This window comes from Streptosporangium sp. NPDC049248 (assembly GCF_040678965.1).
Classification (GTDB): Bacteria; Actinomycetota; Actinomycetes; order Streptosporangiales; family Streptosporangiaceae; genus Streptosporangium; species Streptosporangium fukuiense.
Window position 1 is genome coordinate 1 of record NZ_JBFAQY010000051.1, and the last position, 19,269, is coordinate 19,269.

19 protein-coding genes are annotated in these 19,269 nt (G+C 69.5%); 10 read left to right on the forward strand and 9 right to left on the reverse strand.

All coding sequences use genetic code 11. From position 1 onward, the window contains the following. Nucleotides 1-367 precede the first annotated feature (367 nt). From fxlM to AB0K21_RS43010, 4 genes are all read left to right on the forward strand, one after another. On the forward strand, nucleotides 368-1,540 hold the full coding sequence (gene fxlM, locus AB0K21_RS42995; RefSeq protein ID WP_364158691.1) for a methyltransferase, FxLD system: 1,173 nt from the start codon (nucleotides 368-370) through the stop codon (nucleotides 1,538-1,540). Nucleotides 1,541-1,897: 357 nt separating this feature from the next. After that, nucleotides 1,898-2,353 (forward strand): DoxX family protein, encoded by a 456-nt coding sequence (locus AB0K21_RS43000; RefSeq protein WP_343974588.1) that lies wholly within the window; start codon nucleotides 1,898-1,900, stop codon nucleotides 2,351-2,353. A 382-nt stretch (nucleotides 2,354-2,735) separates the two neighbouring features. Continuing rightward, nucleotides 2,736-3,719 carry an ATP-binding cassette domain-containing protein gene (locus tag AB0K21_RS43005; RefSeq protein ID WP_364158695.1) on the forward strand — a complete coding sequence of 328 codons (984 nt, stop codon included), beginning with the start codon at nucleotides 2,736-2,738 and terminating at the stop codon, nucleotides 3,717-3,719. Nucleotides 3,720-3,885: 166 nt separating this feature from the next. Continuing rightward, nucleotides 3,886-4,650 carry an ABC transporter permease gene (locus tag AB0K21_RS43010; protein WP_343974594.1) on the forward strand — a complete coding sequence of 255 codons (765 nt, stop codon included), beginning with the start codon at nucleotides 3,886-3,888 and terminating at the stop codon, nucleotides 4,648-4,650. Between the two features lie 331 nt (nucleotides 4,651-4,981). Here the strand turns inward: AB0K21_RS43010 and AB0K21_RS43015 are convergent, their stop codons facing one another. Next, nucleotides 4,982-5,197, reverse strand: a complete 216-nt coding sequence (locus AB0K21_RS43015; RefSeq protein ID WP_343974601.1) for a hypothetical protein — start codon at nucleotides 5,195-5,197, stop codon at nucleotides 4,982-4,984. 248 nt (nucleotides 5,198-5,445) lie between these two features. On the opposite strand from AB0K21_RS43015, the gene AB0K21_RS43020 reads away from it, so the two are divergent. Next, the gene (locus AB0K21_RS43020; protein WP_364158700.1) at nucleotides 5,446-6,225 is read left to right on the forward strand and encodes an aminoglycoside phosphotransferase family protein; all 780 of its coding nucleotides are present in this window, start codon (nucleotides 5,446-5,448) and stop codon (nucleotides 6,223-6,225) included. 94 nt (nucleotides 6,226-6,319) lie between these two features. Here the strand turns inward: AB0K21_RS43020 and AB0K21_RS43025 are convergent, their stop codons facing one another. Together AB0K21_RS43025 and AB0K21_RS43030 are read right to left on the reverse strand one after the other, a co-directional pair. Continuing rightward, nucleotides 6,320-6,862 (reverse strand): dihydrofolate reductase family protein, encoded by a 543-nt coding sequence (locus tag AB0K21_RS43025; protein ID WP_364158703.1) that lies wholly within the window; start codon nucleotides 6,860-6,862, stop codon nucleotides 6,320-6,322. Nucleotides 6,863-6,927: 65 nt separating this feature from the next. Beyond that, nucleotides 6,928-8,046 carry a sigma-70 family RNA polymerase sigma factor gene (locus AB0K21_RS43030; RefSeq protein WP_343974610.1) on the reverse strand — a complete coding sequence of 373 codons (1,119 nt, stop codon included), beginning with the start codon at nucleotides 8,044-8,046 and terminating at the stop codon, nucleotides 6,928-6,930. Nucleotides 8,047-8,171: 125 nt separating this feature from the next. Between AB0K21_RS43030 and AB0K21_RS43035 the strand changes: the two genes are divergently transcribed. Next, nucleotides 8,172-8,768, forward strand: a complete 597-nt coding sequence (locus AB0K21_RS43035; protein ID WP_364158707.1) for an HD domain-containing protein — start codon at nucleotides 8,172-8,174, stop codon at nucleotides 8,766-8,768. A gap of 130 nt (nucleotides 8,769-8,898) precedes the next feature. Next, on the forward strand, nucleotides 8,899-9,528 hold the full coding sequence (locus AB0K21_RS43040; protein WP_343974616.1) for a DUF899 family protein: 630 nt from the start codon (nucleotides 8,899-8,901) through the stop codon (nucleotides 9,526-9,528). Nucleotides 9,529-9,648: 120 nt separating this feature from the next. Here AB0K21_RS43040 and AB0K21_RS43045 read toward each other — a convergent pair whose 3' ends face one another. The 6 genes from AB0K21_RS43045 to AB0K21_RS43070 all read right to left on the reverse strand — a co-directional run bounded on the left by AB0K21_RS43045 (nucleotide 9,649) and on the right by AB0K21_RS43070 (nucleotide 16,142). Then, nucleotides 9,649-10,758, reverse strand: coding sequence for an ABC transporter substrate-binding protein (locus AB0K21_RS43045; protein WP_364158768.1), 1,110 nt, complete (start codon nucleotides 10,756-10,758; stop codon nucleotides 9,649-9,651). Between the two features lie 238 nt (nucleotides 10,759-10,996). Continuing rightward, nucleotides 10,997-12,784, reverse strand: coding sequence for an FtsX-like permease family protein (locus AB0K21_RS43050; RefSeq protein WP_364158711.1), 1,788 nt, complete (start codon nucleotides 12,782-12,784; stop codon nucleotides 10,997-10,999). Between the two features lie 5 nt (nucleotides 12,785-12,789). Beyond that, nucleotides 12,790-13,530 carry an ABC transporter ATP-binding protein gene (locus tag AB0K21_RS43055; RefSeq protein ID WP_343974628.1) on the reverse strand — a complete coding sequence of 247 codons (741 nt, stop codon included), beginning with the start codon at nucleotides 13,528-13,530 and terminating at the stop codon, nucleotides 12,790-12,792. Continuing rightward, nucleotides 13,527-14,060 carry a PadR family transcriptional regulator gene (locus AB0K21_RS43060; protein WP_343974631.1) on the reverse strand — a complete coding sequence of 178 codons (534 nt, stop codon included), beginning with the start codon at nucleotides 14,058-14,060 and terminating at the stop codon, nucleotides 13,527-13,529. The genes AB0K21_RS43055 and AB0K21_RS43060 overlap by 4 nt, the downstream gene beginning before the upstream one ends. 419 nt (nucleotides 14,061-14,479) lie before the next feature. Beyond that, nucleotides 14,480-14,821, reverse strand: a complete 342-nt coding sequence (locus tag AB0K21_RS43065; RefSeq protein WP_364158716.1) for a DUF5713 family protein — start codon at nucleotides 14,819-14,821, stop codon at nucleotides 14,480-14,482. 280 nt (nucleotides 14,822-15,101) lie between these two features. Next, the gene (locus AB0K21_RS43070) at nucleotides 15,102-16,142 is read right to left on the reverse strand and encodes an FUSC family protein (protein WP_343974637.1); all 1,041 of its coding nucleotides are present in this window, start codon (nucleotides 16,140-16,142) and stop codon (nucleotides 15,102-15,104) included. Between the two features lie 159 nt (nucleotides 16,143-16,301). Here AB0K21_RS43070 and AB0K21_RS43075 point away from each other — a divergent pair, with 159 nt between their 5' ends. The 3 genes from AB0K21_RS43075 (at nucleotide 16,302) to AB0K21_RS43085 (ending at nucleotide 19,028) form a co-directional block, all read left to right on the forward strand. Beyond that, nucleotides 16,302-16,478 carry a hypothetical protein gene (locus AB0K21_RS43075; RefSeq protein WP_343974640.1) on the forward strand — a complete coding sequence of 59 codons (177 nt, stop codon included), beginning with the start codon at nucleotides 16,302-16,304 and terminating at the stop codon, nucleotides 16,476-16,478. Between the two features lie 245 nt (nucleotides 16,479-16,723). Next, nucleotides 16,724-18,421, forward strand: a complete 1,698-nt coding sequence (locus AB0K21_RS43080; RefSeq protein ID WP_364158771.1) for an alpha/beta hydrolase — start codon at nucleotides 16,724-16,726, stop codon at nucleotides 18,419-18,421. Nucleotides 18,422-18,545: 124 nt separating this feature from the next. After that, the gene (locus tag AB0K21_RS43085; protein WP_343974642.1) at nucleotides 18,546-19,028 is read left to right on the forward strand and encodes a hypothetical protein; all 483 of its coding nucleotides are present in this window, start codon (nucleotides 18,546-18,548) and stop codon (nucleotides 19,026-19,028) included. Nucleotides 19,029-19,269 lie beyond the last annotated feature (241 nt).

The following is a 19,269-nucleotide window of genomic DNA, read 5'->3' on the forward strand; positions in this document are numbered from 1 at the left end:
GAGGGCGTGCACTTCTACACCCGGGGCAAGGTCGTCACCTCCCGCTGGCTCGACCCCGGCCACGGCGGCGTCAACCTCGGCTTCCCCACCAACGGGTAGGCGTACCTCCCCGCGGTGATGTCGTCCGCCTCTGGTCTTCCAGGTCCTCTCTTCTCGGCCGGAAGACAGGAGCCGCCCGCCGGCCTCTCGTGTCGGCGGGCGTTGCGCGGCACTCGCATGCGGAGTACCGTCACGGCCCCCGGGCCCCATGTCTCCTCCCCCTCCACCTCCGGTACGGAACGCCGGACATCGGTGCGCCACGGGAACGTCACGTCTTCGGGGCATATAACTCAGGGCACCAGATGCGCATAGGGCACGGAGGTCGATGATGGCTCAGTGGCACGCGTTACGGGAAGAGCTGGTCTCACAGGTGCGCACGTGGGGGATCAGCGAGGTCGTGACCGGCGCGCTGCGGGCGGTGCCGCGACATGTCTTCCTGCCGGACCTGCCGGCGGAGACCGTCTACCAGGACGACGCGATCGTCACGAAACGCGACGCGGACGGCCAGCCGATCAGCTCCTCCTCACAGCCGGCGATCATGGCTCTGATGCTCGACCAGCTCGGGGTGGAGCCGGGGCAGCGCGTGCTGGAGATCGGCACCGGAACGGGCTACAACGCCGCGCTCCTCGCCCACCTGGTGGGGCCGGAGGGCCAGGTCGTGAGCGTCGACATCGACCCCGAGCTGGTCACGCTCGCCGGGGAGCACCTGGCGGTCGCGGGACACCCCGAGGTGAGGCTGGTGTGCGCCGACGGATCCGGGGGATTCCCGCCGGGGGCGCCCTACGACCGGGTGATCGCCACCGTCGGCGTGTGGGACCTGGCCCCGGCCTGGCTCGAGCAGCTCGGGCCCGGCGGACGCCTGGTGGCCCCGCTGGACCTGCGGGGGGTGCAGCGCTCGGTGGCGATGGAGCGAGCGGACGGGCACTGGACGAGCCGCTCGGTGCTGCCCTGCGGGTTCATGCGGATGCGCGGCCCCTTCGCGGGCCCGGAGACGACGCTGGTACTGGACCGGGAGTCCGACCTGACGATCTCGCTGCCCGAGACGAGTGAGATCGGTGACGTGCTGGCGGCGCTCGACGGACCCGTGGTCGAGCTCTCCACCGAGATCAGTGTCGGCTTGTCCCAGCTCCTCGACGGGCTGAGCCTCTGGCTGGCGGTGCACGAGCCCCGGTGGTGCACCATGTCGGAGGCGCGACCCGGGTGGCTGGCCTCGCCTCCGCTCGACCTGACCGGGTTCCGGATGGCCGTCGGGATCGTCGAGCGCGACAACCTCTGCATGCTGGAGCCGTCGCCGGACGGCACCCTGATCGTTCGCGGCCACGGGCCGGACAGGCTGCGGCTCGCGGGCGAGCTGGTCGCCCACGTCCAGGCGTGGGACATGGCGGATCGCCCCATGACGGCCGGACTCCGTATCGACGCCTACCTGGGTGATCCTCCGCACGGCGGGCTGCTCCTCCGCAAGCGCCACACCACCCTGGCCCTGTCGTGGCGGGACTCCTGACCTTCACGCCCCGCGGACGCGGGCGCCGCTCCGCGACCGCTTCTGGAACGCGCCAATGAACCACATGATTGAAACGTACATTAAATAGTTAAGTAGAACAAATGTCGGTAAAGGTCGATTTATTTAGTTTAGCTGCGGCTTTCGTACTTAACTCACCCCTTACAGATCAGCTCTGAGCGCCGATTCCAGACATCGCATCCGTGGCGACCTACCATGACGCATAGTCATTGACAACGGGCTACACAAGGACACGGGCCGCCGTGTCAGCGAGCCGTACGGTGCGAGGGCGGAGCGTGGCCCGGCGATGCCGTGTGGAGACAACGGATACGCGGCGCCATGAAAATCAGAGGTGATTCCATGCAGATCAACCGATTCGACGGGCCGGTGCTCTCGCTCTTCCGCATCGTGACAAGTCTTCTCTTCCTGTGCCACGGCCTGGCGTCGATGTTCGGCGTCTTCGGCGGCAACCGCGGCACCGGCCAGGCCCTCGCGTTCGGCGCCTGGCCCGGCTGGTGGGCCGCGCTCATCCAGGTGGTCTGCGGCGGGCTCGTCCTCGCCGGGTTCCTCACTCGCGTCAACGCGACGCTCGCGTCGGGCTCGATGGCCTACGCGTACTTCGTGGTGCACCTGCCGCAGGACTTCATGCCGTTGCGCAACGGCGGCGAGCTCGCGGCGCTGTTCTGCTGGTCGTTCCTGATCATCGCCGTGCTCGGCCCCGGCCCCTGGGCGATCGACGCCCTGCTCCGGCGCCGTCGCGACGCCCTGACCGTCCCTCGCCCGATCCACGCCCCCGCGCACGCCGAGGGAACCTGAGCAGCGCATCTCCCTCAGCAGGGTACGGGAGCCCTGGGCGCCGATCCGGCGCCTGGGGCTCTTTCGCGTTCCGGCGGCTCAGGTGGGCGTCGCCGGGGCCCGGGTTCCCGAGCGGGACGGAAATTCCACACTGTTTTTCCGTGCTCCGGCGGGATTGGGAAAAGCCCAGGTCAGCACGGAGGGCCCGGTTCGGACAGGCGGCGGAAAGGACCCTTCGCCGATCCGAGGGAGAACGAGTTTCCGCAGGTCAGCCCAAATGTGAATGCACGTTTCACGTTTGCCTGATCCGGATCGCGTGGGTAAGGATGGATCATCTCCAGCCGACCCCCCGACCAGGGGTTTCTTCGGCATGCCGGCAACCGACCACCCCGAGGAGGGGACGATGATCCATGCCCGAGGACTGACCCGGCGATTCAAGGTCGGAAAAGGAGTCGTCGACGCCGTGCGCGGTCTCGACATCGATGTGGCGGAGGGCCAGTTGGTGGCCTTCCTCGGCCCGAACGGCGCGGGGAAGTCCACCAGCCTGCGCATGCTGACCTCCCTGCTCCCGCCGACCTCGGGAACCGCGACCGTGGCGGGCCACGACGTCGTGTCGGATCCGGCCGGGGTCCGCGCCCGCATCGGCTACGTCGGCCAGAAGAGCAGCGCGGGCGAGAACTTCCGCGTCCGCGACGAACTGGTCACCCAGGCGCGCTGCTACGGGCTGCGGCGGGCCGAGGCACGGCGGCGGGCCGACGAGGTCCTCGCCCTGCTGGACCTGGAGGCGCTGGCCACCCGGAAGCCCGGCACCCTCTCCGGCGGCCAGCGCCGCCGCCTCGACATCGCCCTGGGCCTCATCCACCGGCCCGGCCTGCTCTTCCTGGACGAGCCCTCGACCGGCCTCGACCCGCAGAGCCGCGCCAACATCTGGGAGCACATCCTGCGGCTGCGCGCGGAACACGGCACGACCCTCTTTTTGACCACTCACTACCTGGAGGAGGCCGACACCATGGCCGAACGGGTGGTGATCATCGACCACGGCCGGATCATCGCCGACGGAACCGCCGAGCAGTTGAAGGGCGAGCTGGCCGGCGACCGCGTCACGGTCACCGTCCACGACGAGCCGGAGGCGGCGAGGGCCGCCGAGGTCGCCGCACGGATCGCGGGATCGGACGCGGTCACCGTCGAGCGGAGGACGGTACGGCTGCGGGTGCCCCACGCGGGCAGGACACTTCCGGAGTACCTGCGGTCCCTGGATGCCTCGGGGGTGAAGGTCGCCACCGCGGAGACCGCCCGGCCCACGCTGGACGACGTGTTCCTCGCGCTGACCGGCCGCAGCCTGCGCGAGAGCGACGAGAGCCACGGGACCGCGCCGCACGGCGCCTGACCGCCGGCGCCGCGCCCCTCACACCGAGCGGCCCCGCATTGAGCAACCCCGCATTGAGCAACCCCGCGTCGACCGGCCACGACCCGCGCGACACCCGGCCGTCGGCGCCGCGTCCCTCCCGCCGAACGGCGTGCCGCATCCCCCCACCGGCAAGAAAGGTCACCCCGTGAGCGTACGACTCTTCCTCCGTGACACCTCGACCGTGTTCTCCCGCGAGTTCGTCCCCGTGTTGCGCGAACCCCTCGGCCTCCTCTTCACCATGGGGCAGCCGCTGCTCTTCCTCTTCCTGTTCGGTCCGCTGCTCGCCGGCACGCAGAGCTTCGAGGGCCAGGGGTCGCCATGGCAGTGGTTCGTGCCCGGCATTCTGATCATGATGTGCCTGTCCGGGCCGATGATGGCCGGATACTCCCTGCTGGTGGAGTTGATCGGCGGCTCGATGGAGCGCATGCTGGTCACCCCGCTGAACCGCACGGCGATGCTGGTCGGCCGGACGATGAAAGAGTTCGTGATCCTGCTGGCCCAGGCCGCGCTGATCATCGTGCTCGCGGTGCCGCTGGGCTTCCGGCCGCACCTGCCGGGGGTGCTGACCGGGCTGGCGATACTGGTCGTCTTCGGGATCGGCCTGGGCTCGCTCTCCTTCGTCCTCGCGATCGCGTCCAGCCCGAGCGGCAACCTGTTCTACGGGGTCACCCAGCTGGTGCTGTTCCCGCTGATGCTGCTCTCCGGCGTGCTGCTGCCGATGGACTTCGGCCCGGCGTGGCTCCAGGCGGCCGCCGCGCTGAATCCGGTCACCCACATCGTCGAGGCGGAGCGGGCACTGTTCTCCGGCCGGTTCGCGGACCTGTCGGTGCTGTACGGAATGCTCTGGGCCTGCGTCGTAGCCGCGGTGGGCCTGGCCATGGGCACCAGGGCGATGCGCCGCGGCATCTGACACCGCGCCCTCGAAGCGGGCAGGTGTCCGGTCGGCCCCTCTCCATCCGCGCGCGGAAGAGGAAGAGCCTCGCCCCTTGAACGGAGGGCGAGGCTCTTCGCGGTACGGACCTACCTGGGGGAAGGGGTCGACGTGTGCGAGGAAGGCGCGGTGGCGGGGCTCTCCTTCCACGCCGCCATGTCGGATCATGTGATGAAAAAGAGACCGGTTCCGCCGATGGCCGGCCTGGCCCAGGTACGGGTCCCCGCACGGTGAGGAGTGACCGGGCATGACGCGCGGCCCCATTGGAGAGCGGCCGCCCAGCCGGCGGCGGAGGTACGGGCGGTGCTCGTCAGCGTCGGTACCGGTAGTGGTGGACGATCAGTGCGGCGGCGCACGCCAGAGTGAGCAGCCCGAACCCGATGCCGACGAAGACGTTGACGTCGATGGACGAGGTCACCATGTTGAGAGCCGCGCTGACCACCAGCAGGAGCCAGAGCACGGGACGCAGCATCCCGGCGGGCCGCGCCGTCTTGGAGGTGTCCAGGATGCGGTGGGGATCGGTCACGGTGTGCTCCTCACTCGATGGGATCGACAGCTCTCCTGCCATGTGTCGACGCTACGAACGATCACCGCTGCCGACGATCCCGCCAACGGGACAGGCAAGGTGCAGCAGGCTGTACTCTCTCGGCCGGCCGTCCATCCTCTGGCTGAGGAGATACGGATACCGACCCATGGGACGCGCTCTAAGGTCGATCGTCCGGGGGTAAGCCGGACAGGGCGGAGATGAGACGGGAACCCGAGGGAAGGCGACTGATGTCTGATCAGGAGATTCTGACCGGCGGCGGCGTCAACGAGGTCGTGCGGATCGGCGGGACCGTGCGGCGGCCGACCGGACCGTGGTCCCCCCGGGTCCACGACCTAATGCGGCACCTGCGCGCGCGGGGCTTCACGGCGTCACCGGCGGTGCACGAGGTGACCGGGGACGGCTTCGAGATCCTGGACTTCCTTCCGGGCGAGGTCGGCAACGACCCGCTCACCCCCGCGGTCATGTCCACGGAAGCGCTGGAGAGCGCCGCCGAGCTGCTGCGTTCCTACCATGACAGCACCGTGGGATACGCCCAGGACGCGACCGACGGCTGGATGTCGGCCGCCCGGACACCCGCCGAGGTGATCTGCCACGGCGACTACGCCCCGTACAACTGCGTCCTCGACGGCAACAGGGTGGTGGGGATCATCGACTTCGACACCGCCCACCCCGGCCCCCGGCTCTGGGACATCGCCTACGCCGCCTACCGCTGGGCGCCCATCACCGCGCCCGCCAACCCCGGCGGCTTCGGCACGGCCGAGGAGCAGGCCCACCGTGCCCGCCTCTTCTGCGACCGCTACGGGCTCGACACCGCCGGCCGCGCCGGCCTGGTCGACACCGTCATCGCCCGCCTGCACGCCCTGGTGGACTTCATGCACGCCGAAGCCGCCGCGGGCAACCCGGCCTTCGCGGGCCACCTGGCCGATGGACACCACCTGTTGTACCTCGCGGATGCCACCTACCTGGACAGGCAGCGGGCCGTCTTCAACCGCCGGCTCGGCCCCTGAGGCCGCACAGCACCCCTGGCTCGGACGCGCGGCGGCCGGGACACACCGGTGCGGATGCGACCGACCCATGTTCCGGCCTCCGAGCGCGGACGGTTCACCGGACGACGCGTAGCCAGATGCTCGTCGCTTGCGGCGTGTGGGTCAGGCTGAGGCGTTCGAGCCTGACATTGGTGCCACCCGGATGGTCGAACAACCGGACGCCGTCACCGAGCAGGACAGGCACCACGAACACCAGGATCTCGTCGAGCACCCCCGCCTCGACGCACTGCCGGGCGACGTCGGCGCCCAGGATGTTGACGTACTTCTCCCCGGCGGCCGCCTTGGCCGCCGCGACGCCGCTGCCGAGGTCGCCGACGAAGGTCACCCCCGGCACCGGTGCGGAGGGAGCGTGATGGGTGAGCACGAACTGCGGCCCGGTCCATCCCCCGCCGAACGCCTTGCCCTCCCCGTCGGTACCCACGTGCGGATCGTCGCCGCGGAAGGTGCGGTTGCCGACGAGGAGAGCACCGATCTCGCCGATGAGCTCGTCCACCGTCGGGTCGGGCCCGAGGTGCTCGGTCAACCAGGACATGTCACCACCCGGGCCGGCGATGAAGCCGTCCAGCGACATGGTGACCGAGTAGAGCATCTTGGCCATGACCTGTCCTCCGCGAAGATCGGTTCTCGATTGACCCCCGTTGAGACGGCGGATCACCGGAAAACTCATCGGTCCGTCGGGGGCAGCGTCATGGGCAGTGCGAACGCCGCGAACAGGCCGGGGTCGTGGAAGGCGGTCAGCTCCACGATGAGGCCGTCCTCGATCCGCAGCACCCCGATCGCGGCGGCACGGTGCACATGCTCATCAGGCCCCTGTACATAGGCCGCCGCGGCCGGCCACCCGTTGGCCCGGGTCTCCACCATCCGGAACCGGCCCACGTATTCCGGCAGGCCGGGGTCCCAACTCGCCGCCAGCGTGGCCATGACCGCGTCGCGCCCCCGGAACCACATCGGGTACGGCGGCATCGTCGCCCGTACCTCCGCCGCCAGCAGATCGGCCACCGCGGCGAGATCGGCACGTTCGAGCGCGTCCATGTAGCGCCGCAGCACCGCCCGCTCCCGCTCGGTGGGCTCCGTCGCCGCCCAGTCCAGGCGCCGTTCGGGCAGATGCTCCCTCAGCGTCGCCCGAGCCCGCTGCAGGGCGCTGTTGACCGAGGCGACGCTGCCCTCCAGCAGCGCCGCGGTCTGCCCGGCCGGCCAGCCGAGCACGTCGCGCAGGATCAGCACCGCCCGCTGCCTGGGCGGCAGATGCTGGATCGCGGCCAGGAACGCCAGCTCGATCGTCTCCCGCGAGACCGTCACGGCGTCCGGCTCGGCCTCGCCCGGCGCGGCCGGCTCCCGGAGCCGATCCGGGAACGGCTGCAACCAGGCGATGTCGGTACGGGGCGGCAGGTCGGTGCTCGGGTCCGACGGCGCCGCCAGATGATGCGGGAGCACCCGGCGGGCCCGGCCGTCGAGGGCGTCGAGACACGCGTTCGTCGCGATCCGGTACAGCCAGGTGCGCAACGTCGAGCGCCCCTCGAAACCCCCGAAGCCCTTCCAGGCGCGCAGGAACGTCTCCTGCACCAGATCCTCCGACTCGTCGAACGAGCCCAGCATCCGGTAACAGTGCACCCGCAACTCTCCCCGGTGACGCTCGACGAGCGCCGCGAACGCGGACTCGTCGCCCGCCCGCGCGGCGGCCACGACCAAGCCGTCGTCCCCCATGCCCACCGACCGCCCTCCGTCCTCGCCTCGGCCACCGGTCGGCCCCGCGGGCGAGAACGCCACGATAGATCGCGGCACCGACAGTTCCCGGCGTTCCGGCCGCCCAAGCCCGCCGGAGCCGGGCCGGTCGCCCATGGCACCGAGGTGAACTCGGCGGCGACGAGGCCGCGGAACACCATGTCACCGGTGGCTAGACTCCCGGCATGCGGATTCCGACGGACGGAGAGATTCGCGCGCTGCACGCGAAGTACGCCCCCACCCGGGAGGCGTTCGATCTCGTCCACACCCACTGTGAAATCGTGTGTGGAATCGCGGAACAGCTCATCGCGCGCACCTCTTCCGATCTCGATGCGGACCTGGTGCGGGCCGGCAGCCTGCTCCACGACATCGGGGTGTACCGGCTGTACGACGAGGCCGGAAGGCTCGATCACGCACGCTATGTGCGTCACGGGACACTCGGCTACGAACTCCTCCGTGACGAGGGGTTCCCGGAGCGGATCTGCCGCTTCTGTTCCTGTCACACCGGGATGGGGATAAGCCGTCACGACGTACGGAGGCAGAACCTCCCGCTGCCGGCCGCCGACTACCTGGCGGAATCAGCCGAAGAAGAACTTGTAATGTACGCGGACAAGTTTCACAGCAAAACCGATCCCCCGACATTTGTCTCCGCCGCCTCCTACGCCACTCGGGTCCGGCGCTTCGGTGAGGACAAGGCCGTGATCTTCAAGTCGATGTGCGAGGGCTTCGGAGTTCCCGATCTCGCGCCGTTCGTCGCCGCGTACGGCTACGCCGTGGTGTGAGGCGCCGTCGACCGGTGCGGGTCAGGCCGGTGTCGGGCTTTCCGGCGCCGTCGTCCGAGTGGCGAACACCGAGCCGGCGATCGGGAGCCGCCCGCGGGATTTTGTCGGACCCTCGGCGCACAATCGGCGGATGGAGAAACCGAGGATCGTTTCGGCCGGGGAATGGCAGCAGGCCCGCGACGAGTTGCTCAAGGCCGAGAAGGAGGCCACCCGCGCCCAGGACGCGCTCGCGGCGCGGCGCCGCCGCCTCCCGATGGTCGAGTTCGCCGGCGGGTACGCGTTCGACACGCCCACCGGTACGAAGACCCTGCTCGACCTGTTCGAGGGCCGGGACCAGCTGGTCGTCTACCAGTTCATGGACAACGGGCCGGACCACTACTGCCCGGGCTGCACCGGGTTCACGAACAACGTCCCGGTGGCCGCTCTGGCCTGGCCGGCCGAGCTCGGGGTCACCTGGGTGACCGTGTCGAACATGCCGCTCGCCCAGATCGAGGCGTACAAGGCGCGGATGGGCTGGACCCTGCCGTTCGTGTCCTCACACGGCACCTCGTTCGCGGACGACTGCGGCGCCGGTCGCGGCTTCATGCTGAGCGTGTTCCTGCGCGACGGTGAGGACGTCTACCGAACCTACAACACCACCTCCCGCGGCGTGGACCGGCTCCTCTTCGCCAACAACATCCTCGACCTCACCCCGTACGGCCGGCAGCAGGACTGGGAGGACTCCCCGCCCGGCTGGCCGCAGCACCCCACGTACGGGTAGGCGGGCCGCACGAGGAGTGCCCCGGACGGGGCACTCTCGGATACGCGCCGGGATCTCGAACCGCCCGGCGCGGTCCCGGTATTCGTGCCTCGCAGGCGGACCTCCTCCGCCCGTGCTCTCTCAGCCGGTGTGCAGGATCCGGAAGCGATCGGGTTCCGCCGGATCTCGATCGACGACCTGGATCGGCGCCCAAGCCCATTGCCAAACGCTGATGCCCGGTGTGCGGGAGAACCGGATCCGCCCGCGGGTGCCTTCGACCGCGACGCGCGGCCAGGATTCGGCGGTGCGCGCCCGGTCCGTGCCGTGAGAACGCAGCACATCGGCGAGGACGGCGATCGTGTCGTAGCCCTCGAAGGCGACGAAGGAGGGCGCTTCGGCCAGCCGCTCGCGGAGGGCCGTCTCGACTCGTGCGCCGAGTGGGCTGAGGCGCTCGGGCAGGTAGCGCAGGAACGGGATCGCGGCGCTGTCGCCGCCCAGCGACGTCGCCCATCCGGCGAACTCCGGCTGTCCGGCCGGAGCACCGATCATGACCTCGGCGAGGCGCTGGTCGCGGCGGACGGACTTGACGATCGACACCGCCGGCTCCGGGTAACCGACCAGAAGAAGGAGGGCTGTCGCGCGATTGTCGACGAGTTCGTCGCATACGGCCGTGGGGGCGAGCGCGCGCATGTCGAGTTCGATGACGGTGCCGCCGCGTGGAGCGAGGTGGTCCCGCAGAACGCGGGCCCCGGACGCCCAGTAGACACTCGGCTCGGCTGCTACGGCGATTCGACTGTGGCCCGCGCCGAGGAGGAAGTCCGCGTAGATCTGCCAGCCGTGGGACTGCGCCGGAGCGAGGCGCGCGACCCATTCCGTCGGCTGTTCGGTGAGCTCGTCGAGAACCGCCGACGAGCAGAGGAACGGCAGGCCGAGGGCGTCGGCCCTGGCGGCGACGGCGCGGGCGACGACGCTGTGGTACTCCCCCGCCAAGGCGGCCACGCCCAGGTGAGCCAATTCGTCCACGGCCGCCGCGGCCCGCTGTGGATCGGCCGCGGTGTCTCGGGCCACCAGTTCGAGTGGTCTTCCGGCGATCCCGCCGGCGGCGTTGACTTCGCGAACGGCCAGCTCGAGTCCGGCGAGCAGGTGTCGGCCTGCCTCGGCCCAGCCAGGCCGAGTCAGCGGAACGAGAGCGCCGATCCGGACGGATGATCCGTCAGCCCGCTCCGCTCTTGGCGATGGTGGCGTATTCATGCGTTGGCATCTCCCCTGCGACGATTCGGTGACGGTCTGCCCGGATCCGGCCACGGTACCGGTGGACTCGCCTGTTCGACTGTCGCGAGGCGTCGTTCCTGTAGGGCCTGGTGATGACGTTCCCGGGATCCGCCGCCTTCCCGAAGGATACGAGCGGTGGCCCCGACGTGGTCGGCCTGGGTGTTCACTCGCGTCTTCGCATCGGATGCGATCGGCGGCGGTTGCCGAGCGGGGCCGGTCACGCTGTTTCGGCGCTGAGGGTCTGCGCCACGGGTCGGCGGGCCGCCAGGCGTGCGGGCAGGGCGGTGAGTGCCGCCGTCGCCAGGAGAGTCACGAGTGCGGCGCCGAACAGCCAGGAGGAGGGGGGGTCCACCGCGTTCCTGGCGGCGAAGAGCGAGAGCAGGCCGGCCCCCAGAGGAACGCCGATGACGGCACCGGGCAGGCTGGGCAGGACCTGGGCGACGGACAGCCCCGCGGAGATCTGCCCTGGGGTGGCGCCGAGCGTACGTGCGACGGCCATGTTCGCCCGGGCCTCCATGGCAGTGGTCCAGGTGAACGTGAGGGTGTTCACGACGGCGAGGGCGATCAGCAGGACGGTGACGGCGAGCATCAGCCGGCGGTCGTGCTCCCCGCGCAGGTTGGGCAGGACCGAGGAGCCGTCCAGGCCGTAGCCCCTCTCCGGCTGGGCGTGGAGGGTCAGCAGGGCGACGATCGCGATCACCGTGGTGGCGGTGGAGCACGCCTGCAGCACGGCGCGGCCCGGCCGGCGGGCGGTCAGCCGTAGCCCGAGCAGCAGCGGCGTGGGCAGCAGCGCGGACAGCGCGGTGAGCCAGGGGCGGTGACGGGGCCGGTGCGCGGTGGCGGTCAGCGCCGTGACGGTCGCCGTGCGCAGGGCGCGCAGCGTGGGGCGCAGGGTGGACAGCACCGCCACCGCGATGGCGAGGACGGTCGCCGCCGCGACAGTGGCGGCGGTCGGCCCGGCCGCGTCGCCGATCCGGCTGGCGGTGGGGCTGGCGAGGGCGGGCACGGTCAGGCGGGCGATCAGCAGCCCCAGCGCGTCGCCGGCCAGCGCCAGCGCCAGGTACTCGGCGAGCAGGACGGTGGCGATCAGACCCGGGGCGGCGCCGACGGCCTTGAGCAGCCCGGCCCGGCGCGTCTGCTCGACGGCGCGCCCCACGGCCAGCGCCGCCACTCCGGTGATGGCCAGGAAGCCGAGCAGCCAGCTGCCGACGACCAGGATCGGCCGGCTGTTCCTGAGGATGACCGTGTCCTGCTCGGCTGTGAACCGCCAGGAATGGAAGTTGATCCTGACGGTGGAGTCGCGGTGGGCCTCGCGGAAGGCCTCGGTGGCGGCGGGGTCGCGCAGCTTGAGGTCCAGGGCCAAGGTCACCGGGAGATCTTGTGACGACGCCAGGGCCCGGGCATCCGATCGGGTCATCCAGGCCAGGCCGCTACTGTCGCCGGGACCACCGTACGGGCCGATCTGCGCCGCCCAGGGGTAGACGGAGGTGGCCGCGGTCACGGCGATCCCGACGACGGGGTACGACCGGCCGGCGATGGTGACATGGTCGCCGACGCCGACGCCCAGCGCGGTGGCGAAGCCGCGTTCGAGGACCGTGCCGCCGGAGCGTACCCAACGCCCCGAGGTGATCAGCGGCCGGTTGACCGCGCCGGGCGTCTCGGCGAAGCCGTGCACCACCACGTTGGAGGGGAGGCCGCGTGCGATGAGGTCGGCGTAGACGACACGATAGGGGCCATGGTGGGCGACCACTTCGGGAGCGTCCGCCAGCGAGGCCAGGGCCGAGGTCACGGCGGGGCCCGTGACGCCGGAGAGCGCCACCACGTCCGGCCCGGCGGTGGCCGCGCGGGTCTGCTCGTACAGCGCGTCGCTCACGCCGCGCAGTGACAGGCCCAGGGCCATCGTGGCGGTGGCCACGGTCACCGCGAGCATGAGCATCACGGCCTGGACCTTGTGCCGCCGCAGGTCGGCCAGCACCAGACGCACGACGAGCACGATGGAGCCCATGACGTTCAGCCCTCCAGCCCGATCAGCCCGCCGAGCCCGCGCGGGTGGGAACCGGCCAGCCGGGTGTCGTCGACGAACATCCCGTCACGCATCGAGATCAGCCGGTCCGCGGTGGCCGCGACCCGTTCGTCGTGCGTGACGACCACGAGGGTCTGCCCCGCGGCACGCAGATCTTCGAAGATCCTCAGCACGTCGAGGGTCGCCGAGCTGTCGAGGTTGCCGGTCGGCTCGTCGGCCAGCACGACCAGCGGCTCGTTGGCCAGCGCGCGGGCGATGGCGACCCGCTGACGCTGGCCGCCGGACAGTTGCGACGGCAGATGCCGGGCACGGCCGGCGAGCCCGACCCGTTCCAGCAGCAGGCTCGCCCGCCGCCTGGCCTGGCGGCGCGAGCGCCCGGCCAGCAGTGCGGGCAGCTCCACGTTCTCGGCCGCCGACAACTCCTCCACCAGATGGAAGGCCTGGAAGACGAACCCCACCGATCGGCGCCGCATGCGCGCCAGAGCTCGCTCGCTCAGCGTGTCGGTGCGCTGCCCGGCCACCCACACCTCTCCGCCGGTAGGCCGCTCCAGGCCGCCCAGCAGGTGCAGCAGGGTCGATTTCCCGCAGCCGCTGGGCCCCATCACCGCCAGCGTCTGTCCCTGAGGCACCTCCAGGTCGACCTCGTCCACCGCGCGGACCCGGCTCTGCCCCCGACCATGCGTCTTCATCAGGCCGCGGGCGCGGACAGCGGCACTCGACACGTTCATCCACCCTCGACTTCGTCATCGGCCTTGGACCAGGCCCGCTCACAGGCGTCCAGCCAGCGCAGGTCCGCCTGCAACCGCAGCACGACCCCTTCCAGCAGCAGGCCGGCGCCCGACCCCGCCGGCTCGGCCAGCGCCGCCTGCTGCGCCTCACGCAGGCGGCGCAGCAACTCACGGCGCTGCGCCGCCACCAGCTCCACCGGGTCGGCCAGCCGGGCCGCGGCGGCGGCGGCGAGCTTGAGATGAAACTCCGCCAGGTCTGGTTTCGGCCAGCCCACCTCGGCCAGCCAGGCGGCCACCCGTTCCTGCCCGGCGGGCGTCAGCGCATAGACCTTGCGCTCCGGCCGCTCGGGCAGGCCGTCCGCCCGCTCAGAGACGACGAGCCCCGCTCGCTCCAACCGGGCCAGCGTCACGTAGATCTGACCGCGGTTCATCGATTCGCCCAGCGGGCCGAGACTGCGCCGCAACCGAGCGTGCAAGTGGTACCCGTGCGACGGCTCCTTGGCGAGCATCGCCAGCACTGCGTCCTGCATGTCACTCCCTAACGGTTGGCCAATAGATAGCGGTTACCCATAAGAGGTGTCAAAACGATTCTCCGGACCGGCCCGGGATGCCGGGAAGGGCAGAGGTGATGGAGCGGGCCGGTGGCCCTGTCCCGGCGAGGACGGTGCACCGGCGTGGAAGACTCCGCGGTTCTTACGAACGGCCGATTTCGAGAGAGGATCACCAGCGCGCCTCACAAGACGGCCGACAGCCTCGAACCCCTCTCATGACTCGTTCTCACTCAAGTCCTCGGCCGAGGTTGTTTCGAGAAACGCTGGTGAGAGGGTCCGGGGCACGGCCGACGTCCCCCAGCCCCGCGAAAACGCCGTATCCGCCGCCGATGAGAGCTCCGGAGCGCGCCGCCCCCGTCCGGTTCGGTAAGGACGTGTGGTGCGATGGGGGGCGTCGATCACCATTCCCGGGTGGCGATCAACTCTTCCGCATCGGCTTCCGCGAAGCCGTATGCCGACGCCACGAACCAGAAGTCCTCGGCTATCACCTCACGCGCGACGGTCTCGATCTCACTGCCGACCGCCTCGAATTCCGCTTCCAGCTCGTTGAACTCCTCCGTCGCGGCCCCCGTCAGCAGGTACAGCGCCGTCAGATCCGACGGCCGCTCCGCCTCGATCCGCTCGCACAGTCCCAGCAGGATCGCTCTCCCCTTGTCGACGACATGATCGGGGTAGTACTCGTCCTCGTACATCTCCTTGAGAAACGCGTGGTTCGCCACCTGCTGGTTTCTCGGCGACATCGTGAACTCCTGTTCTCACCACGAATCCGGCGTCTCCATGCTGCACCGCGGCACTGACAATGTTCATCAGGATCGCGAGGGTGCGGAGGCTGCCGAGCTCCGGCGCCCCGACCAGTCCCTGGACGGTGTTCGTACATGGCCACCGCCATCTACGGCGACCGGTGACCAGTGCCCCGCCCCTACGGCCCTGGCCGCCATCCCCCGCCTGACGCCTCTGACTCGCCTGGTCCATCACAATCGACCGTCTCACGGATCCGGCGAGCCTTCGGGCTGTTCGGCCTCAGCCGCGCGCGCTCTCGTCGCTCCGCTCGTTCAGCGGGGTCAGCGTGGCCGAGGCCGCGTCGTGGTCCATCCCGGTCGCCTCAAGCAGATCGACGGCGATGGAGCGCAGCTGCGCGATGATGACGTTCGCGGAGAAGCCCAGGGTTTTCGGCCGCTCCCGCGCGGCGAGGGCGAGCAACGCCTGCCTGGCCAGCATCGGTTCGCGCCCAGCCCCCAGTTCGAGCTGGAGCAGCAGCGCCGCCTCCGAGACCTCGCGCAGCAACTCGGCCAGCGCGGCCGGTGGCGGGCCGGCCTCACCCAGCGCCGCGAGCGTGCGGCGGACCAGCACCCGGGCGTTGCGCAGCGCCAGATCCACCGGTAGGGCGGCGGTCTCGTACCTGGTCAGTCTGGCCCGGTGATGCCAGTGCAGCGGCGAGATCATGATGATCTCCTTGCTGTTCTCCAGCGCCGCCTCGAACTCCTCGACCGCCGTCTGGGTCCTGCGTCCGCCCTCCAGGGCCTCGGCGGCCAGGTCCAGATCGCCCCTCTCGATCGCCTCCGCCGCCTGCTCCAGCATGGTGGAGAAGGCGTCGAGCACGCCGGACAGATGCCTGCCCGCGATGGCGAGCGGGCTGGCGGGCAGCAGAGCGACCGCGGCGATGCCGATGACGCCGCCGGTGAGCGCGTCGGCCATCCGGTCCAGCCCGCCGACATCCTCGCCCGGCACCACCATGGCGACCAGCACCGCGGACGACCCGACCTGCGACACGAACAGCTCACCGCTGTTCAGCAGCCCCGCGACGCTCATCGCCAGCGCGATCACGAGCGCCATCTGCCAGGGGCCCGAGCCGATCCACGACACCAGCAGGTCGCCGATGCCCACGCCCAGACTGACGCCGACCACCAGCTCGACCACCCTGCGCAGCCGCTGACCGAGCCCCACACCCACGCAGATCATCACGGAGATGGGCGCGAAGAGGGGGTGGGTGTGGCCGAGCAGATGAACGGCGACGATCCAGGCCAGCGCGGCGCCCACGGCACACTGCGCGATGGAGGGCACAATCAGGCCAAACGCCCCCAGCCGCTTCCTAACTTGATCACTGAGCCACGTTCGCACTCCTCCACGATGGTGGATCTTTATGACATTAAGATCACATTTGCCCCGAATTCTTCTGATTCGGACCATTCGGCCAAGGTCAGGGGGCCACGGCCTCGCGGAGTGGATCTGACCGAGGGCGGGTGGACGGCCGGTGACAACCTCACCGCCGCCATCGCCTGGGGCCGCGCGGTGGGACCCCAGACCATCCGGATCAGCCACGACGCCCTGGCCCGGGTCACTCCGGACAGAACCGCCCACCTGCGGCGCCCGGCACCACCTTCCCAGTCATGTCGGTGAACAGCTCAAATATCCACCGATTCAGCACCGGGACCGGATATCGGTTCGCCGATATCCGTCAGATCACGCACAGCGAGAATGGGGCCCACTTATCAATGATGGACCGGCAAGCGTATTCATGATGAGATGCGTCGGTGACGTCCTCCGATATTACTTCGACCGCGAAATACGCAATCGAGGCATATCGCAGAGTGGCCGAGCTCGCGCAGACCAACGCGCCCGCATTGAACAGAGCGTCCCAGGTGATGCAGACCAATACCTGGGTGGGTGGCGGAGCATCTCATTTCACCAAGGAACTGTTCTCCCACCGCGTACGGCTTCAGCGGGCGTTCCAGTCGGCGCTGGACGAGATCGCCGAGCTGATCGTGCGCCAGGGCGGAGCCGTTCCTCCGCAGCTACGGGTGATCACTCCTCTTCAGACGAGCATGAGCGCAGGTGCCGGCGGGTTCAAAGGGATAGACACCGCCCAGATGGAACTCCTCATCAGAGAGCTCGACCGGGCCGGTGACCCACTGCTGGAAGCCGGATCTCAGCTGCAGAACGCCTGCTCGACGCTGTGCGTGGCCCCCGGCGCCGGCCCCGCGATCGGCTCCATCGGGGCCTGGGCCGAGACCCAGACCAGAGATCTGCGAAAACGGCTGGAGACCATCACCCGCGTGACGCCGATCGCCGAGAACGGACTTCCCGTGCAGGGGCCGTTCCTCGGCATGAACACGATCGGCGCGGGGGCGGCGGCCTATGGGCTGTTCGGCGCGTTCGACACCGCTCCGAACAAGGCCAGGGACCTGCTCTCCCGCGCGAGCGGCGGCGACACCAAAGCCCTGGAGGGGATACTGGAACTCCAGAGGCAGGGTAAGGACGCCGGTCTGGCGCAGCGAGTCAGCGCTTGGTGGAAGACGCTGAGCCCCGCCACCGCGAAGGAGCTGACCGGTTCGGCTCCGGGCCTGGTCGGCTCACTGAACGGGCTGCCCTCGGCCACCCGCGACAGACTCAACCGGACCTTCCTCGACCAGGAGGAGAAGCGGCTGACCACGATGCTGTCCGGTCTCAGGGAGAAAGCCGGGTGGGCCGTGTTCTCCGGAGAGGCGCGCACGGGGTTGGAGGTGGCCGCCGAGCGGGTTTCCCTCATGCTGAAGAGGGTCCAGGAGGTCAGAGCGGCCCTCGCCAAGGGCGGCCAGAACGGTTTCCCCCCGGCGCTGCTGCTCGCCTTCGACGCGGTGAACGCGCACGGCCGCGCGGTGGTGTCGTACGGCGACCCCGACAGGGCCCACAACATCACCACCTATGTGCCGGGGTTCACCACCCAGGTCGAGGCCGGCGCCGCCGACTTCGACCGCGCCCTGCTCACCTGGAGCGCGGCAAACAGACTGGCCGATGGGGGGCGGACAGCCTCGATCGCGTGGCTGGGCTACGACGCTCCCCAGATCGACCTCGGCCTGGTCACCCCTGGCCATTCGGTGGCCACGGACGGGGCAGCTGCCAAGGGAGCCCAGGAACTGGCCTCCTTCACCGACGGATTGCATGCCACCCACGACCTCTCCGTTCCCGCTCGTCTGACCATGGTCGGCCACAGCTACGGCTCGCTCACCACCGGCAAGGCCGTCACGCTGCGCCCTCCCGGCACATTCGCCGACGACCTGGTGTTCGTCGGCAGCCCCGGCGTCGGCACATCGCAGGCCGCCGAATTGGGAGCGGGCAGGGATCACGTGTGGGTCGGGGCCAGCGACAATGACCCCGTCGCCAAGCTCGGGCGCTTCGGCGGAGATCCGGACTCCCCCGAATTCGGCGCCACCCGCTTCCGCGCCGGCGAGGGCGGCCACTCCGACTACTGGATGGACCGTTCGGATTCTCTACGTAACATCAGCCGCATCGTCACTGGAAATTCCGACGAAGTTGAGAAAATGTTCGTACCATTTCTTCGATCATCAGATTTATCTCCGTAAGTGGATAGGTCGCAAAAAATCGCGCGAGACACAAATCAGGTGAGCTGCCAAGCAGCCACGTGAACTGCGAGAGGAACTCATGGCACGGCGATTACGTGTACTCGCGGCGCTTACCGCATTGGCGATGATCGGCTGGCTCAGTGGCTGCGCGAAGGAGTCGACCATGAATGATGGTCCGAATATTTCTGAGGCTCAGGCCCTCGCCCGTGTGGAGGAACTCATCCGCGCGGCCCTCACCGGCGTCACGCCGACTCCTGGCCTGGACCTTGACCCCACGAGTCTCGCCGATCATCCATGCATCCCAAATGAAGGGAACATTCTCACCGGGGATATCTATGTCATTAGAGTCTACTATCTGACAGGGATCCCCAAAGAGCGCCTCGTCCAGGAAGTTCGAAAGATTCAAACAAACTGGGAGAAGGCGGGGCATAAAATTACAAACACATACGCGTTCGACCAAGGAAAGCCTCAATTGTCCGGCAGGACCGGTGATGACTTTCGCCTTGCTCTCGATACAGTCGACCGAAACTCCACCTTGCAAATTTTGTTCTCGGTGGGCTCACCGTGCTTCCGTCCGGACAAACCTTCCCCCTCAGCCTCCCCCTGACCCGCCGAACTCATTTCCCCTGCTCGCACGGCTCACCAACCAAACACCACCGAGCCATATCGGCCAAGTCAGGCGTTCAAGGGCGCCCGGATCCACCCGGAACACCTGGACTCCGCTTGACATCCAGCCAACTCGTACGGACACCAGTCGTACAACGCCCGAGCGGCGGGGAGTGATCTCCCCGCGGTTGAAGAGCCCCGCGCACCGCGGCGCCGACCGCCCGACTGACGCCGACACCCGC

Excerpts from the sequence above, each read along its gene's own strand:
- fxlM (WP_364158691.1), top strand. The coding sequence starts at position 368 with ATGGCTCAGTGGCACGCGTTACGGGAAGAGCTGGTCTCACAGGTGCGC.
- AB0K21_RS43000 (WP_343974588.1), top strand. The coding sequence starts at position 1,898 with ATGCAGATCAACCGATTCGACGGGCCGGTGCTCTCGCTCTTCCGCATC.
- AB0K21_RS43005 (WP_364158695.1), top strand. The coding sequence starts at position 2,736 with ATGATCCATGCCCGAGGACTGACCCGGCGATTCAAGGTCGGAAAAGGA.
- AB0K21_RS43020 (WP_364158700.1), top strand. The coding sequence starts at position 5,446 with ATGTCTGATCAGGAGATTCTGACCGGCGGCGGCGTCAACGAGGTCGTG.
- AB0K21_RS43025 (WP_364158703.1), bottom strand. The coding sequence starts at position 6,862 with ATGGCCAAGATGCTCTACTCGGTCACCATGTCGCTGGACGGCTTCATC.
- AB0K21_RS43035 (WP_364158707.1), top strand. The coding sequence starts at position 8,172 with ATGCGGATTCCGACGGACGGAGAGATTCGCGCGCTGCACGCGAAGTAC.
- AB0K21_RS43040 (WP_343974616.1), top strand. The coding sequence starts at position 8,899 with ATGGAGAAACCGAGGATCGTTTCGGCCGGGGAATGGCAGCAGGCCCGC.
- AB0K21_RS43045 (WP_364158768.1), bottom strand. The coding sequence starts at position 10,758 with ATGAATACGCCACCATCGCCAAGAGCGGAGCGGGCTGACGGATCATCC.
- AB0K21_RS43050 (WP_364158711.1), bottom strand. The coding sequence starts at position 12,784 with ATGGGCTCCATCGTGCTCGTCGTGCGTCTGGTGCTGGCCGACCTGCGG.
- AB0K21_RS43055 (WP_343974628.1), bottom strand. The coding sequence starts at position 13,530 with ATGAACGTGTCGAGTGCCGCTGTCCGCGCCCGCGGCCTGATGAAGACG.
- AB0K21_RS43060 (WP_343974631.1), bottom strand. The coding sequence starts at position 14,060 with ATGCAGGACGCAGTGCTGGCGATGCTCGCCAAGGAGCCGTCGCACGGG.
- AB0K21_RS43065 (WP_364158716.1), bottom strand. The coding sequence starts at position 14,821 with ATGTCGCCGAGAAACCAGCAGGTGGCGAACCACGCGTTTCTCAAGGAG.
- AB0K21_RS43080 (WP_364158771.1), top strand. The coding sequence starts at position 16,724 with ATGCAGACCAATACCTGGGTGGGTGGCGGAGCATCTCATTTCACCAAG.
- AB0K21_RS43085 (WP_343974642.1), top strand. The coding sequence starts at position 18,546 with ATGATCGGCTGGCTCAGTGGCTGCGCGAAGGAGTCGACCATGAATGAT.